The following is a 15,624-nucleotide window of genomic DNA, read 5'->3' on the forward strand; positions in this document are numbered from 1 at the left end:
TTTTGCAATATATGGCCCATCACTCCTATTTCGATCGTGATCTCAGCTGGCTCACCTTTAACTACCGGGTCCTCGAAGAAGCGGCAAGCGAACAGACCCCGCTGCTGGAAAGGGTTCTGTTCTTGTCCATCTATTGCTCCAATCTGGATGAATTCTATCGGGTACGCATTCCGGCCATCGCGGCCCTGCAAAAGATAAAAGAGACAAGAGAAACCTTTATTTCTGCAAGCGGCGTCCAACTCTTAACAAAAATTTCATCCAGGCTCAACGGTCAACTGGAGCATTTCGGACAGTTGCTCACCGGCCGGGTCCTGCCGGCACTGGCGGCAAAAGACATTCACTTCGTTTATCACCGGCCGATCCCGGCAACAGTGCAAAACGCGGCGACCAGCTACTTCCTCAACCAGGTGCTCGCCTTTCTGCAACCGGTGCATCTCCCGCATGCCGCCCCCGACTTCTTCCCCGAGAACGATCACCTTTATTTCCTTGTCATCCTCGACCAGGACAGCCCTGCCGAAGAAGTGGTCATCCTCAATATCCCTTCGGACGATCTTCCCCGTTTTTATTCGACGGGCGAAGGGCAGTCCCGACATATCCTGTTTATCGATGATATCATCCGCGAGAACCTGTCTTTTGTATTTCCTTACGCAACGATCAGCACCGCGTACAGTTTTAAGATCTCCAGGGACGCCGAGCTCGACCTCGAGGATGAATACCAGGGCGACATCGTGGAAAAGATAGAAAAGAAACTGGCCAAACGGGATGCCGGCCTGGCTACCCGTTTATTATACGAACCCGGTATCCCGCTTCGCATCCTCCAGACCCTTATCCGGCAGCTCCAGCTCGAAGGAGCAACGGTTGTCGAAGGTGGCCGGTATCACAACCTGCGCGACCTCGCCGGCTTTCCCGTCAAAGACCCGGCCCTCTCCTATACGCCCTGGCCCGCGCTTCGCAGGAATTTCGACCACCGCCCAAGCCTGCTACAGGCTATCATGGAAAAAGACCTCCTCCTGCACGTCCCGTACGAAAGCTACGATCCCGTCCTTCGATTTTTCAACGAAGCCGCGATACATCCTCAGGTGGAAGAGATCTACCTTACCCTCTACCGCGTCGCGAAGGACTCTCGCATCGTGCATGCCCTCATCAGCGCATGCCGCAACGGGAAAAAAGTGACCGTCTTCGTGGAGTTAAAAGCCCGTTTTGACGAGGCCAATAACATCCGCTGGGCAAAAAAGATGAAAGAAGCCGGGGTAAAGATCATCTACAGCATACCCGGACTGAAGGTCCACGCCAAGATCGGGCTCGTAAAGAAAAGGGTCGATGGCCGCATCCACTATTGCGGGCTGCTCGCCACGGGTAACCTCAACGAGAATACCGCCCGCGTGTACACCGACCACATCCTGCTCACTGGTCAGCACGACCTCATGCGTGAGCTCGAACTATTGTTCATCTTCCTCAGCACACGCAAAGACCCGCGGAAAACTGAAAAGATCACCTTCCAGCATTTATTGGTAGCCCAGTTCAACCTGCTGCCAAAGTTTCTGTCGCTCATCGACAGGGAGATCGCTCATGCCCGCGATGGCAAGCCGGCATCCATCATCATAAAGATGAACAACCTGGAGGAGAAGGTCCTCATCGACAAACTCTACGAAGCCTCCCGGGCTGGTGTGCGGATACAGTTGATCGTTAGAAGCATCTGCTGCTGTGTCCCCGGCATCAACGGCGAAGGCATCAACACCGAAGGCAAAAACATCACTATCCGGCGCATCGTCGATCGCTATCTTGAACACGGCCGCGTCTTCATCTTCCACAATGACGGCCAGGAGGAATTTTTCCTGGGTTCTTCGGATTGGATGAACCGCAACATCTACCGGCGCCTCGAGGTCTGTTTCCCCTTGTACGAGCAGGAGCTGAAGGACGAGATCCGCGAGCTGATCCGGTTGCAGCTCGATGATACGGCCGCCGCCACGGCTATCACCGCGGAAGGAGAGAATATCGCCGTCGATGCCCTACCCGCCGAAGACCGGGCGACAGCCACCCAACCGGAGGAAACCCTGGCAGCTGCCGGCAGCGCCATCCGCAGCCAGGAGGCTATCTATCAGTACCTGGCCGCGCGGCGGGGCAACACTTCCGACAAAACCTGACCCTCAACGTATAAACAGCTCTGCATGAAAAGACACCTCTATTGCTACATGACCCTCGCCGTCATGACCGCCGCCGTAATCAGCTGCTCTGGTCCTGCCAAACCCGGGGCCGGGTTGTATATCTACAATCCGGAGGCCGATGGAGACCCACAAGCCGACACCCTGCTGACAGTGGCCAGTTTCCTGGAATTGCGCCCGGATGGGACCTATACACAGGACTTCGGGCATTTTGACTACGGCAACTGGAACTTCACCGGTACCCGGCTTTATCTGACCAACCAGCGAAAGAAAACGTACGTTTATTATGTCGAGTCCCTGACAAAAACCGAAATGGAACTGATACTGGCCAACAAAAAGGACGGCCATTTCAATGTTCACCTTATGCCTTCTTCCCGGCCGGAGAAAGACCCGTTCTCCACCTACAACAACCAATGGCGCATTCCCGCTACCCACAAGGAAAGCGATGCCGAGATCCGCAAAAGGCTATTTAATCATTGCCAGTTCTGGGAAGCATTCTTCTCCTGGGTAGACAATAAAAACGAAAGTGTCGTCGATGTCGGCGCCTTTCCGACGCCGTTAAAAGTCTATGGGAATGGTTTCGGCCTCAAGCATTATGATGATCTCCCCGCCGCCTGGAGATCTTATTTCTTCGACGAAGAAGACTGTCACAAGGCCGATACGCTGATCAAGCACACCTTTCGGCGGAACAAGATCAACTGGCCGCAAACCGATGATGATTTTAAGAAATTGATCAGCGGCTTTCGTCAGTTGCAGGGATTCCTACAGTAGGCATCCGGCATCACCCGCCGGGCGGGGCCTCTGTCATCCGCCAGAAACTGCTCATCTGCCGAACAGGGCGTCCGTCACCTCCTTATGGTAGATATTGTTTTCCAATCGCACATTCTGCAACAACCCCTTTAGCGCCTCTTCCGTCTCCTGCTCTGTCGGCTTTGGCCCCTTGCCGGTGAGATAATCCACCAGCCGCTGATATTCCGGTGTCATCCGCACCTCGAGGGGGTTGTTGGTTCCGATCTTCTTCAGCGGCCACCACGACCAGCCGATATCATGGCTTTCCACAAGCTGTATGCATTCCCTGTACCAGGTGTTGTTGTTCTCGCCCGACTCACCAAGCCACAGCGGGATATTGTATTGCTCACGCAATTGGAGATAGGTGCGTATCGCGTCCTCGGTATTCGGGTTCCAGTATTTGTGAAAGCTCAGCACCATATTGTCATCCCAGGGCGGAAGCACGCCGCGATAGTTGTTGCCCCAGCCATTACCTTCGATGATGATGATATGCTTTTTGTCTACACTGCGGATGGCAGCGGTGATGTCCATCATCAACTTGCGCAACGGTGCATTCTGTGTCTCCTTCAACCCATTCCTGTCCTTTGCATCTTCGAAACCCCAGTTGGGTTCGTTGATAATATCAAAACCGCCGATGAAGGGTTCGTTGGCATACCTTTCGGCCAGCCGGCGCCAGAGGGCGATCATCTTCTGGCGGTTGGCCTCGCTGTCCCACAGGGAAGGTTTTGTCGAATCGCGATCGGAGATATTATAATCATGGCCCTGGCCCCCCGGGGTGGCGTGAAGGTCCAGAATAAGATACATATGGTTGGCCTTGCACCAGCTAAGCAGGCTATCCGTAAGCGCAAAGCCTTTTTCCAGCCAGGTGTTCTTACCCGGGACAGGTTCCTCTTCCACCGAAAGGGTGTACAACCGATAGTGCATCGGCAGGCGGACAGAGTTGAAGCCCCAGGCCGCCATCGAGTCGATGTCGATCTTCCGGGTCTGACTGGCAAGCCAGCCGTCATAAAAAGCGGCTGTCTTTTCTTTACCGATAAGCTCTTCTATTCTTCGTTTGATCCGGTACTGAGGCCCCACCGGGCCCACCTTGAGCATATAACTTTCCTGTAGCATCCACCCGCCGAGGCCCATACCCCGCAGGATCACCTTTTCTCCCCTTTCGTTGACGATCAATCGGCCCTGAACTCTTAAGATGCCTTGCGCCTTACCGTCCGTCATAAAAAGCAATAGCAGTAAACAACAAGCAAACCGTTGAATGATATTCATGGCAAAGAATTAAGTTTTTTCCTAATTTGGTAAGAACCTGCCAAAACTACACTATTCAGCCGATGAAACGGATATCCTCCATCGACATTGCCCGTGGCCTCGTCATGGTGATCATGGCCCTCGATCACACGCGCGATCTCCTGCATACCCAATCGCTGACCCAGAGCCCTACCGATCTCACAACGACAACACCCATCCTGTTCTTCACCCGCTGGGTCACCCATTTATGTGCGCCTGCCTTTGTATTCCTTGCCGGAACATCGGCATGGCTTGGCCTGGAGGCCGGAAAGGACAAACGCGCCGGACGCCGCTTCCTGCTCACCCGCGGTCTGGCGTTGATAGCGATCGAATTTACGCTGGTGAATTTCGGGATGAACTTCGATATCCACTTCCGGTACTTCCTCTTCGAGGTCATCGCGACCATCGGCGCGGGATTTGTCCTGCTCGCCTTCCTCTCACGACTGTCCTGGAATGCCATCGCTGTCATCGCCGCGGTCCTCTTCTTAGGACACGATTTGCTTGCCCGTATACCCCTTCCAGGTAACCCAATTTTACGCTTTATCGCCACCCTGTTCTTCACGCTTGGCGTCTTTCCCGGCAAAAACGTCACCTTCCTCGTGGCCTATCCCATTCTACCCTGGTTCGGGATCATGCTGGCGGGGTTTGTCGCCGGCCGGCTTTTTACGCTGACGCCCGAGCAGCGGTCGCGCATCTTGTTCCGCCTCGGGCTGGGTACATTGGCCCTGTTCGTGCTATTGCGTTTCTCCAATTTGTATGGCGACCCTGTGCCCTGGTCGCACCAGAAAAATGCGATATTCACCGTCCTGTCCTTCCTCAACGTCAACAAATACCCGCCCTCGCTGCTTTTCAGCCTCGTAACCCTGGGCATACTGCTGCTCGTGCTGGCCGCGGCCGAGGGTAAGGACAATGCCGCCACCCGCTTCCTGCTGGTCTATGGCCGGGTGCCGCTGTTCTACTTCCTGGTTCATTTCTACTTGCTCCACCTGCTCATGTTCGTGATGGTCTTTTTACAGGGGTTCCACCCGGCAGACCTCCGTTTCGGCCCCTTCCTCATCGGCCGGCCGGAGCAGGGATCGGGCATCCCGCTGTGGGGAGTTTATCTGGTGTGGATAAGCGTAGTCATCGCGCTCTATCCGGTATGCCGCTGGTATGGGCGATATAAAGCGGCACATAAAGAGAAGAAGTGGTTGCGATATTTGTAGCCGGCTCAGCGTCCGAAGAATTTAAATCCCAGCGCAGCCGTCCAGGCGCCATACTTTATCCCCGGGGTATAATTTATCCCCGAGATGCCATAGGACTCATCACCAAAAATGCCGTCCGTGCCGAATTTGGCAAACAGGATAGTACCACCCTCAGATTTTGTGGACTCGCTGATCGTCCAGTCTACGCCCAGCCCGGCCTGATAGCTCAAGTGACTACTATATTCATCCACCGACTGATTGTTTTGCACGATACCGGCAACGCTGTTGAACGTGTTGTTGAGCACCGCCGGTTTAGAAAATTGTATCTGGCTGCTCCGCCCGGATAGACCGGCATATGGATAGATGGACAATCCCCGGGTATTAAGAACAGCATAACCCAGCTGCAGCTGCAGGAGATCAGAAAACCCTGCATGTATCGCCGCATTACCATAACTAGTGCCCCGGTTGATCCCGAGGGCGAAGAAGTTGAAGTCGATCATCAGTCCATTGTAGCTCTTGTGGCTGAGGCCCATTCCCACCCGCCAGATGGGGCCGTTCAAAGCTCCAAAGCCATCCTTGGCGATAGCCGCATTGAACGTGCTGAAATCGGCGCCCGCCGCCTCTGTAAAGAGCACGAAGGCGGTATAGGATTTCGACCGTCGCTTGGCCTTTTTAAAGCCCCGCGCATAGTAGACAACAGAATCCGATTTACGAAGGGAATCCCATGTTTGTCGATAAAGCCTGTATAGCTGCGATTGATAGTAGTTGACGGAGTCTCTGGCGGCGGACTGCGCATTGACGTTTGCAGAACAAAAGATAAGAAGTACGGTAAGAATAATAATCGTAGGGCGCATATGGTCTGGTTTAGGATCAGCAAATATACAGTAAGATATTGGCCACGACCAGACCCCGGGGTTCATAGCGAAATGTCGAAATTGTCAAAAAATCAAAAGATCATTAGAACAATAACTACAATATATTAAATACTGTAATACATTTGTTCCAATCCCCTATACTGTTAGCTAAGCTGAATTCAATATGCCTAAACTATTGTGGTCCGAGCACGAACTTGTAGACGCCCTGAAAGAAAGGAAAAGCCACGCCTTCGGCTTCCTGTATGAAAATTATGCCGCAGCGCTTTACAGTATCATTAAACCCATCGTTACAGACGACTCCGAATTGGCTTGTGATGTTTTGCAGGAGGTATTCATCAATATCTGGCGGAAGATAGAAACCTACGATCATACCAAGGGACGCCTCTTCACCTGGATGTTGAATATCGCCAGGAATGCCTCCATCGACACCCTCCGGTCGAAACATTACCGGCAGGCACAAAAAAGCCAGCAGTTATTGGAAAATAGCTCGATGCGAGGTGCCGCAGGTCAGATGACTGAGCAGCAGGTAGATACTATCGGGATGGAAAAGGTGCTGGAAACCTTGCAGCCTGAGCACCGCACGTTGGTCGAACTGGCTTACTTCAAGGGCTTCACGCATGAGCAGATCGCAGAGATGATGGACATTCCGCTCGGCACCGTCAAGACGCGCATCAGGCACGCGTTATTGCAGCTGCGCGAATATCTAAGATGAATTATTCATATATATATCCGCAAGGATGCCCCTCAAAAACTATTTTAGAATCAGCCCCCTATCCGCTAGATAGGGGGCTATAATTCCTATTCTCCCCCCTTCCCCCTTCGTTGAGTCTTTCTGAACTCGTCCTGCGACGCCTTTACCTTCTCCTGCGACTCCCGTAGTCCTTCTTTGTCATTCTCCAACTGCCTGGCAGCCTCCCATTCTTGGCGCTGACGCTCTTCCTCACCCTCCGTTGCCTTTTCAAACTTATCAGGGTCCGCGATATAGGCGCTGTCCACCTGGTGCAACAGCTTTTCCAGGCCGGTATTATTCAGTTCCTCCAGGTATCGGTATTTAAAATCCCTTCCCTTCTCCAGATCGATACGGCTCCACGATCGGCCCAGGAAGACGCATAACACGATACACACCAAAAGAAGAACAACTGCGGCAGCAATACTCCAGTGCGTATGGTGATGATGTTTCACCTGCTGAACGGCAGGATGCTTCAAAGCCTGCTCATGAGAATCCATCCTGAACTTAAGACCATCGATCACCATCGGCAGGACGGATTCTTTCGCGGCAAACTTCCGAAGTTCCCCCTCCAGCGACTCGGCCGCCGTCTTCAACGATTCAATGCCGGCGGGCAGTAGCTTTACCTGCTCTTCCAGTCCATCCAGTTGACCGGTATTCTTCTGCACCACCTTTTCCATTTCCCCGACTGCCGTTTGTACGGATTCCACCCGTTCATGCAACTTGTTCAAAAGCTCCTGCGAGGGAGGCAGACGCCGCACCAGGAGGTTAAGATCGCTCATTTCTTGCAACGCTGTCGATACCTTCTCTATCAGCTTCTCTACGACTAACACACTCATTTTTTCAGATTTTAAGGTTTAAATAATTAATGTATACGTAACCGGTAGTGATGTTTCGTCACCTCCTGGTCAAGCCTTACCTGCTGGTGCAACCCCAATTCTTCCCGTTGCTTTTCTTTTTGTGCCAATTCCTTCTGTTGCCTTTCCCTCTGCGCCAATTCTTCCCGTTTCGCTTTCTCTTGTGCCAGTTGCTTTTCCGCCGCCTGCTTGTCGCGCAAAGCCAGCTTCTCGTGCTGCCAGAGGGCAAGCCGCTGCTGTTGCGCAATCGTTTCTTCGAGCCGCGGAAGCGAAAAATCCTCGTCGACCCGGCTTCCTTTAAACGCTTCTTGCTGATATCGGAAGCTGATCCCGATCTTCCTGCCCGTCTCCTCATCGATCCTATACCGGGTATCCACACCCTGTTGAAGCAACCGCTGCTCCAGCTCCTCCAGGCTTTGACAGCCGGGCAGGCATTCTTTTATTCTGCTGTAGACGATATACAGCCGGGTCTCCGACTGGTCCAACGCATCCCAATTCGTTTGCCGCAGGTTCTTCTTCCCGGCTTCCAGGAGACCATATTCGGCAACCAGTTTTTCAACCGCGTCCTTGCTATTTAACTTTATCGGAAAGGTTTCGATAGGATTCCCATCATAATCGAGCCGGTTGGCGACAATATGCAGATGCTCGTGACGCCTGTCGATATGCTTTACAAAAGCATATTGCGTATTCACCAGCTTTAATTCTTCCAGGTACTTCCGGGCGATCTCCACCATCCTCTCGTTATCCACTTTCTCTTCGGGGTGAAAATCAAGCACCCCATGAAACACAGGGCGGCTCCTTCCCGGTCGCAATGCATGTATCGCCTCGAAATCCATTGCCATCAATGCATAATGGTGCCCCCTGACCCCTTCAACCTGCAAGACCTCCGACCTTTCCTCGTCCTGGCACAGATACTGGCAGACACGCCCAAAGGAAGCCGTGAAAGGAAATATTCTTGCTATCATAAATGCATCTGGTTTAATGATTTGTCGATTCGGTTACGATAGCTCTCAAACACCGGCAGGATACTCGTTATCCCTTCCGACCTGGCCAATTGCACCAATTGATGCAGGTCGTTGGACAGCCCCACTGCCTCCTTGAAAAAGCTACGCTCTTCTTCATTCAACCGGGCCTGAACATATCCCTTTAAGGTCATTTCCTTGATATAAAGGGCAATTCCCAACCCCGCTTTTGCGGCACTTTCCTTCACGAGACGATATTCCGCCTCCGTCAGGTTGACTGTCAGCCGCTTCTTACGTAGCACCGCCACCGCTTTTTTGCGGTAATCCGTCCTGATGATGGTATTCATGATTGCTTATTTTCCCGCAATCTAGAATGGAGAAAAAACAAAAAAAACCCCAGGGACACCCTGAGGGTATCCCTGAGATATACCTTTTGTAATAAAGGCTTGTAAGAAAGTAAGGATCAGATCAAAAATATTCCACTAAAATTCTCTGTGCGCGCTGCGCAATCGGCTTTCCAAAGACGTCGGGGTTCTCCGACAATTGCCGGAAAAAGGGCTTGAGCTGACCTTTCCGGCTTTCATTGTCGCCATTCAGCACTGGCTTGTAGGAATATCCTCTTAAATCACTAAAGGTGCCGGGCAGACGAACCGTATGAAATTGCTTTTTGACAAACTCCGCCAGCTTATTTGTCCGGCGGGAAAGGGATTCAAATTCCGCCTGCTGTCCTTTAAGTTCATAATAGAGCTCGGCGGCAATAAAATAGGTTTTGGCAAACAAATTCCGCTTCCTGGCCCCTTCGACCGACCCGGCAGCACTCGCGACTTCGACCGACCCCGCAGGCTGCTCCGGCTCACCCCCTGCATCCCCCGCAACCCCAACAGGCTCCTCCACCGTCTCTTCTTTCACCACTCTCGTACCACCAAGCCCCGGCTTCCTAACCCTTTCGATCTTATCGATCAGCCCGGCACTCAACGCTGAGGAGAAAGAGGGCGCCTCAAGAAACGTGATGATCATCGAATACAGCTCCGGATCAGCCGCGGCATACAAAAACCTTAGGTACAAACGCCTTTTCTTCCATGCAAGACGGGCGTCCGCCATAGCTTCCTCCATAAGCAAAACCCTATCATTCAGGAAAATATCGGCCGTTGTGTCAGCCCTTACAGCCCTCATATGCAAATAACCATACCACAGGTCCAGCATAAGGTTCCTTGCTGAAGGGAAAAAATAGAATTTGCCCGCTTTCAGAAAGATCAAAAACTCCGCCATCACCCGTCTGAAGCGCTCGCCGAAAAAAGAGGTACTCATGCTCATTAGTATACAGTAAATACTAATATAACCCTATTTAGGCTACCGGCGAACACTAATCGAAAAATGTAGGTAAACGCCCGTAAAACTGCGCTATCCCTGCAGGTTCAGGAGAACTTTTAAGGTGCCAATTTGGCTCCTTAAACCCCTACCCCACCAGCCGCTCGTACGCAGCCCATCAGCACCCCATGTTCTGTAAACGCGTAAGGTAAATACTTGGAGTGGGCTCCCTGTTTTATGGTCGCATTTTGCGACCTTAAGTTATCATGCTCCTCTTTGGTCAACTCGAACACAAAATGAACCGGGAACCGATTAAGGTTTCTGAAATCCCGCTATTTCGCGTGTGCATCGTTGCTCCATAAAACCCTAGCCCGCCGCCAGGTGCTTGTCGAACCCCAGGGACACCAGTCGCTCATACGCAGCCCACACGTCATCGGGTATCTCCTGCGGTATCTGGAACCCCTTCCCGGGATAGATCCTGATCCGCTGCAAATCACCAACCATGAGATTGATCACCTGCTCGATCGGCATCTCTTCGGTGGCATAGTCTTCAAACGCTATCTGGGGAGAAGTAACGATGAGGTCTTTATCAGGCCAGTGTTTCTTAAAAGTAGCATAGCTGCGGCGCTCCATATAAGGCTTCTGCACCAGCAGGAAAGATTGCGGATGGAGCCCCTTGTCCTCCAGCAATTGCCGGGTGAACAGGATATTCTCCCCCGTATTGGTCGATCTGTTCTCGATAAAGATGGCCTCGGCCGGCACCCCCCTGTCGAGCGCGATCCGCGCCATAAGGTCCGCCTCGGTGTCCCGAAACATTTTTTCGGTTATTTTGCCAAGGCCCCCGGAAAATATGAGGATAGGGGCCCGGCCCTCGAGATATAGTTCAGCGCCTCTGTCGGCGACCCGCAGATCGAGGCTGCCTAAAACAAGGATACAGTCTGTTTCCGCGGGGGTATGATGCATGTGATGATAGTCCCACAGTTTTCTTGCTTCTACGAGTACTTCTTGCGTGATCATAATCACCCAAAAATATAAAAAAAGAGGCCGTCTCAAACAAAAAGTAGACGGCCTCCTTTTCTATTATCAAAAAAATAACTTACATAATCTCCTGCTCCTTCAACCCTTCCGGCGTAGCTACCAGCAGGGTACCCTGCGTGTACTTCTCGTCGTGCTGGCTGGCATCGAGCCCTTCCAGTTCCTCTTCTTCGCTGACCCGCAGGGGAACGATGAAGTTAATCACCTTGAAGATCACCCAGGAAACAGCGAAGCTATACCCGACAGCGATCAACATCGCCTTCAGCTGGATAAAGAAGAAACCGGGATTACCGTTGAGCAGACCATTGGCGCCGGCCTTGTTCACCGCCAGCGTACCAAATACCCCCGTGAGCAGCATCCCGACCATCCCGCCGATACCATGACAGGGGAACACATCGAGCGTATCGTCCAGCACGGTCTTGGTAGCCTTGAAATGAACGGCCATATTGGAAATGACGGCGGCAAATGCACCGATGAAAATGCTTTGCGGTACAGCCACATAACCGGCCGCAGGAGTGATCGCCACCAGACCTACAACGGCGCCCACACAGAAACCAACAACCGAAGGCTTCTTACCCCGCATAACGTCGAAGAACATCCAGGAAAGACCCGCAGCGGCAGCGGCCGTGTTGGTAGTGGAGAAAGCAGATACGGCGAGAGAGTTGGCAGCCAGGGCCGAACCGGCGTTAAAGCCAAACCAGCCAAACCACAACAGCCCCGTCCCGATCAATACATATGGAATATTAGCCGGATGCGTCTCTTTACCTGCGATATGCACCTTCCTGCGCTTCAGCACCAAGGCGCCGGCCAGGGCCGCACAGCCCGCAGAGATGTGTACCACCGTACCACCGGCAAAGTCAAGCGCGCCCATCTTGGCGAGGAAGCCATCCGGATGCCAGCTCCAGTGAGCCAGCGGCGCATAGACCAGCAGGCTGAACAGTACAGTAAAGAGAACATAAGCGGAGAAGCGCATACGCTCGGCAATCGCGCCTACCACCAGCCCGGGGGTGATGATGGCGAACATCAGCTGAAACATCGAGAATAACGCCTTGGGGATCGTAGGCGCCGGTCCCCACACCGGACCCGAAACTACTCCTTTATAAAAAAGGTGCGTCAGCGGGTTGCCGATGATGCCATGAATAGACTCGCCAAAACAAAGACTATACCCGACGATGATCCACAATACCCCGACCACACCGGCCGCAACCACGCTCTTCATCATCGTGGAAAGTACGTTCTTCCGGTTTACCATGCCGCCATAAAAGAAGGCCAGAGCCGGGGTCATAATAAATACCAGGGCCGTTGCAACGAGTAACCACGCAATGTCAGCCTGGTTGTACTTACCGTCATCCACGCTGGGTGCAATGCTTGGAATAAAGATCGCCGCCACTGCAGCAGTTGCCAGCAATAAGAAGGGTAAGTACCTTTTAAGAGTGATTTTGCTCATAGTCTCCGTTTTCATATTAATTTTAAATTAATACATCAAATATCACAATAAAGGTATGCAAAAAATTTAAAGTCAATGCGGTTATACGAATTAATAAAATCAATAATGTTTATAAAAGACTTCATATTTAGTTAACATTCATCAGTTTACTGGAGACTCGCAAAATCCCTGTTTATAAATAATTTGTTATTTTAAGAAAAAAAGGGCCTGTTTTTTGAATTTTTCTATTGCAAACCGGCCCGGATATCAGGAGTCGATATGGGCATCAATAGCTTATACCGGATCATCCCATTAAAATGATCCTCCTCCTTTAAGAAGGCATGCTCCTTTTTGCTGATCCAGTAGGTTTCGGTATACTCCGTCCCGGTGGGTGACTTACCCTCCGTCGACAGGATCCAGCAATCCATTTGCACCCCATCCTGCAGGGTCACCTTCTCGCTACCCTTTACGGTATAGCGCTGGTATTGCGGCGGATCGAGACCCGCATCATAGAAATTGATCAGGAAAGACCGGCCCTCCGCCAGCGGCAGCATCTCAAAGGTTTCGATATCCAGGTTCCAATTAAGGTTCGGCTCCGTAAAGGCCAGCGAGAAACCCTTCCGGGCATTGTCCGGCACGGTGTCGGCGCCGCGGATCCCCTCCTTTCCCCAGTCATAGGCATTCAGCTTCCCGTGCACCAATTCACGATGATAGACAGGCGAAAAATCCCGCGCATCATTCACGGAATACACCTCCCGGTAAACTCCGGTGTCACTGCCATACCAACGCTGGGTGATAAAGAATACGGACTGCCCATTCCGCTGACCCGAAGCGATCTCGCGCACCCAGTACCAGAAACGCAATTGCCGGACATTGTGTTCCGGGTCGAGATAGACAAGCAGGTATTGCCGTACCCCCGGACGTAGTGTACGCGTGACCAATCCGCCTTTCCCTGGTCGTATGGTATCCGTCTGTGCCCGCGTCACCGTTGAGATCAGCAGCAGGATAGCGATCAGCAACATGTAGAGAAACTGCATCATAAAAGATCATTTTGTTGCCCTAAATTCCCTTACCCGCCGCGGTCGGACAAACGGATTCAACCGGCGCCGGCGGCTTTTCAGCCCACCCCTCGCCGGCTTCAATAGCCGGACGATTGAAGCAAGAGCACAAGTCATTGAAAAGAACGGCCCGCCTGTCGAAAGGATAGTAAATTTGTTTATGCGTCTGTCTCTCAAAAAGGCTACCCCCCGGCAATTAGAACTCCTGGTCTGGCTCTTCGTATTCCTCATCACCTTCATGAGCTATCTGCCGATGGATGGATTCTGGCAAGCCCTCATCTATGGCACCATGAATCTTTCCTTTTACGCAGCCATCATCTACGGGAATATCGGCCTGCTCTACCCCCGGCTCTATGAGAAAGGACATATCGTCCTTTATGTCCTCGGCTCGGCAGCCCTGCTCATCGCCGTCGGCGTCTCCCGCACCTGGCTTTCCGTCACCATCTACAACCGCTGGTTCGCCACCAAACCCGAAGCTCTCGACATCTGGAGCTATTTGTACCATTCCATCACAGGTGTAGCCATCTTTGTCCTTAGCTTTGTCTTCCGCATTGCCATGGCCTATTTCCGGCTCAAACGACAGGCGGAACAGATGCTCGAACAAAAAAGCCAGGCCGAGCTCAATCTCCTCAAATCACAGGTGCAGCCGCATTTCCTCTTCAACACCCTCAACAATATTTATTACGAAGCCTATCGGGAAGCAGCACCCCAAACCGCGCTGCTCATCGGCCGGCTGTCCGATATAATGCGCTACTTCGTGGATGAAAGTCCGCGGGAAAAAGTGGCCCTTTCCACCGAGATAAAATTCCTGGAGAACTATATCGCCCTCGAAGAGATCCGCATCCGCCACGGCGTCACCGTCAACTTCCATAAGGATTATGAAGGCGAACCTTTCCTCCCGCCGATGTTGCTGATGACCTTTGTAGAAAATCTCTTCAAACACGGCATCGATCGCAGCGCAACCGGCAACAGCATCCATCTTTCCCTCGCTCAGCAAGATGGCCACCTGATCTTTACCACGGAGAATGCTCTCCCCGAAAACGCTCCCGCCCCAAACAAGCGAGGCTTTGGCCTCCAAAACCTCGAAAAACGGCTTACCTTGCTATATGGAGACCGCTTTGTCCTGACCACGAACCGTACGACAACGCATTTTAAAGCTTTGTTAAAAATTCCCCTCGTATGAACCTACGTTGTCTCATCGTCGATGACGAACCAAATGCCGTAAGCCTCCTGGAGATGTTCATCCGGCAAAATACCGTGTGGCAGCTGGTGGGCAAATGCTACGACGCCCCCGAAGCGTTATCCTTTCTAAAGACGCATCCCGTCGACCTCATCTTCCTCGACATCAATATGCCCCACCTCACCGGGATGGAAATGGCCGCTCTGCTGCCGCCTTCGACAAGCATCGTCTTCACCACCGCCTATTCCGAATACGCCGCCGACAGCTATAGCTTCCCGACGATCGACTATCTCCTGAAACCCATCACCCTCAAACGATTCTACGCCGCACTACAAAAAATAGAAGCACACTTCGCCCGGCCAGAGGCCGCTGCCCCTGTTGCCGACAACCCACCCGCCGCCGCACCCAGGCCCGAAACGGAATATTTCTTTATCAAATCCGGCCGCATGCTACACAAGGTGTTGTTACAGGATATCCTGTACTTCGAAGGCGAGAAGGAATATGCCCGGCTGGTGACGCCCACCCAGCGGCTGCTCATCTACCGGCGCTTGAAAGACATCGGCGAACAACTCTCCGGCAGTTTTGCCCGGGTGCACAACTCCTATATCGTCAACATCGCGCGACTCGATTCCATCCGTGATAACCATGTGTTCATCGGCAGCAAACAAATCCCCATCAGCGAGAAATTCCGCGAAGCATTTATGGAAAGAATAAAAGAAAAAGTATTTTAGCTAAAATTTGGGCCCGCAAAAACGCCCTATTTCTAATGGTTGGGCA

At 52.3% G+C, this 15,624-nt stretch carries 15 protein-coding genes and 1 pseudogene; 6 read left to right on the forward strand and 10 right to left on the reverse strand.

The annotated features are described in order from the left end of the window. Positions 1-11: 11 nt before the first annotated feature. Positions 12-2,144, forward strand: a complete 2,133-nt coding sequence (ppk1, locus tag IEY39_RS05310) for a polyphosphate kinase 1 (protein WP_188929236.1) — start codon at positions 12-14, stop codon at positions 2,142-2,144. Between the two features lie 24 nt (positions 2,145-2,168). Beyond that, positions 2,169-2,933, forward strand: coding sequence for a lipocalin-like domain-containing protein (locus IEY39_RS05315; protein ID WP_188929238.1), 765 nt, complete (start codon positions 2,169-2,171; stop codon positions 2,931-2,933). Positions 2,934-2,984: 51 nt separating this feature from the next. Here IEY39_RS05315 and IEY39_RS05320 read toward each other — a convergent pair whose 3' ends face one another. Beyond that, positions 2,985-4,217 (reverse strand): glycoside hydrolase family 5 protein, encoded by a 1,233-nt coding sequence (locus IEY39_RS05320; RefSeq protein ID WP_188929240.1) that lies wholly within the window; start codon positions 4,215-4,217, stop codon positions 2,985-2,987. A gap of 62 nt (positions 4,218-4,279) precedes the next feature. On the opposite strand from IEY39_RS05320, the gene IEY39_RS05325 reads away from it, so the two are divergent. Further along, positions 4,280-5,440 (forward strand): acetyltransferase domain-containing protein, encoded by a 1,161-nt coding sequence (locus IEY39_RS05325; RefSeq protein ID WP_188929242.1) that lies wholly within the window; start codon positions 4,280-4,282, stop codon positions 5,438-5,440. Positions 5,441-5,445: 5 nt separating this feature from the next. On the opposite strand, the gene IEY39_RS05330 is transcribed toward IEY39_RS05325, so the two are convergent. Continuing rightward, positions 5,446-6,273: a hypothetical protein gene (locus IEY39_RS05330; protein WP_188929244.1), complete on the reverse strand. Its 828-nt coding sequence runs from the start codon at positions 6,271-6,273 to the stop codon at positions 5,446-5,448. Positions 6,274-6,457: 184 nt separating this feature from the next. Between IEY39_RS05330 and IEY39_RS05335 the strand changes: the two genes are divergently transcribed. Further along, positions 6,458-7,006: an RNA polymerase sigma factor gene (locus IEY39_RS05335; protein ID WP_188929246.1), complete on the forward strand. Its 549-nt coding sequence runs from the start codon at positions 6,458-6,460 to the stop codon at positions 7,004-7,006. An 86-nt stretch (positions 7,007-7,092) separates the two neighbouring features. Here IEY39_RS05335 and IEY39_RS05340 read toward each other — a convergent pair whose 3' ends face one another. The 8 genes and pseudogenes from IEY39_RS05340 to IEY39_RS05375 all read right to left on the reverse strand — a co-directional run bounded on the left by IEY39_RS05340 (position 7,093) and on the right by IEY39_RS05375 (position 13,649). Next, positions 7,093-7,860: a hypothetical protein gene (locus tag IEY39_RS05340; protein ID WP_188929248.1), complete on the reverse strand. Its 768-nt coding sequence runs from the start codon at positions 7,858-7,860 to the stop codon at positions 7,093-7,095. A gap of 26 nt (positions 7,861-7,886) precedes the next feature. Beyond that, positions 7,887-8,843: a relaxase/mobilization nuclease domain-containing protein gene (locus IEY39_RS05345; protein ID WP_188929251.1), complete on the reverse strand. Its 957-nt coding sequence runs from the start codon at positions 8,841-8,843 to the stop codon at positions 7,887-7,889. Continuing rightward, positions 8,840-9,187 (reverse strand): plasmid mobilization protein, encoded by a 348-nt coding sequence (locus tag IEY39_RS05350; protein ID WP_188929252.1) that lies wholly within the window; start codon positions 9,185-9,187, stop codon positions 8,840-8,842. The genes IEY39_RS05345 and IEY39_RS05350 overlap by 4 nt, the downstream gene beginning before the upstream one ends. Before the next feature lie 121 nt (positions 9,188-9,308). Next, positions 9,309-10,148, reverse strand: a complete 840-nt coding sequence (locus IEY39_RS05355; RefSeq protein WP_188929253.1) for a Rossmann-fold NAD(P)-binding domain-containing protein — start codon at positions 10,146-10,148, stop codon at positions 9,309-9,311. A 140-nt stretch (positions 10,149-10,288) separates the two neighbouring features. Next, positions 10,289-10,459, reverse strand: a pseudogene (locus IEY39_RS05360) (ORF6N domain-containing protein); the annotation flags it as partial. Positions 10,460-10,514: 55 nt separating this feature from the next. Further along, positions 10,515-11,165: a YdcF family protein gene (locus IEY39_RS05365; protein ID WP_188929255.1), complete on the reverse strand. Its 651-nt coding sequence runs from the start codon at positions 11,163-11,165 to the stop codon at positions 10,515-10,517. 79 nt (positions 11,166-11,244) lie between these two features. Continuing rightward, positions 11,245-12,630, reverse strand: coding sequence for an ammonium transporter (locus IEY39_RS05370; protein WP_188929256.1), 1,386 nt, complete (start codon positions 12,628-12,630; stop codon positions 11,245-11,247). Between the two features lie 224 nt (positions 12,631-12,854). Further along, positions 12,855-13,649, reverse strand: coding sequence for a DUF3108 domain-containing protein (locus IEY39_RS05375; protein ID WP_188929258.1), 795 nt, complete (start codon positions 13,647-13,649; stop codon positions 12,855-12,857). Positions 13,650-13,827: 178 nt separating this feature from the next. Between IEY39_RS05375 and IEY39_RS05380 the strand changes: the two genes are divergently transcribed. Beyond that, positions 13,828-14,850, forward strand: coding sequence for a sensor histidine kinase (locus IEY39_RS05380; protein WP_188929259.1), 1,023 nt, complete (start codon positions 13,828-13,830; stop codon positions 14,848-14,850). Beyond that, entirely contained in the window at positions 14,847-15,578 is a 732-nt protein-coding gene (locus IEY39_RS05385; RefSeq protein WP_188929261.1) for a LytR/AlgR family response regulator transcription factor, read from the forward strand. Before IEY39_RS05380 ends, IEY39_RS05385 begins: the two co-directional genes overlap by 4 nt. Positions 15,579-15,624: the final 46 nt, after the last annotated feature.

It is taken from the genome of Puia dinghuensis, assembly GCF_014642875.1.
GTDB classification, from domain to species: domain Bacteria; phylum Bacteroidota; class Bacteroidia; order Chitinophagales; family Chitinophagaceae; genus Puia; species Puia dinghuensis.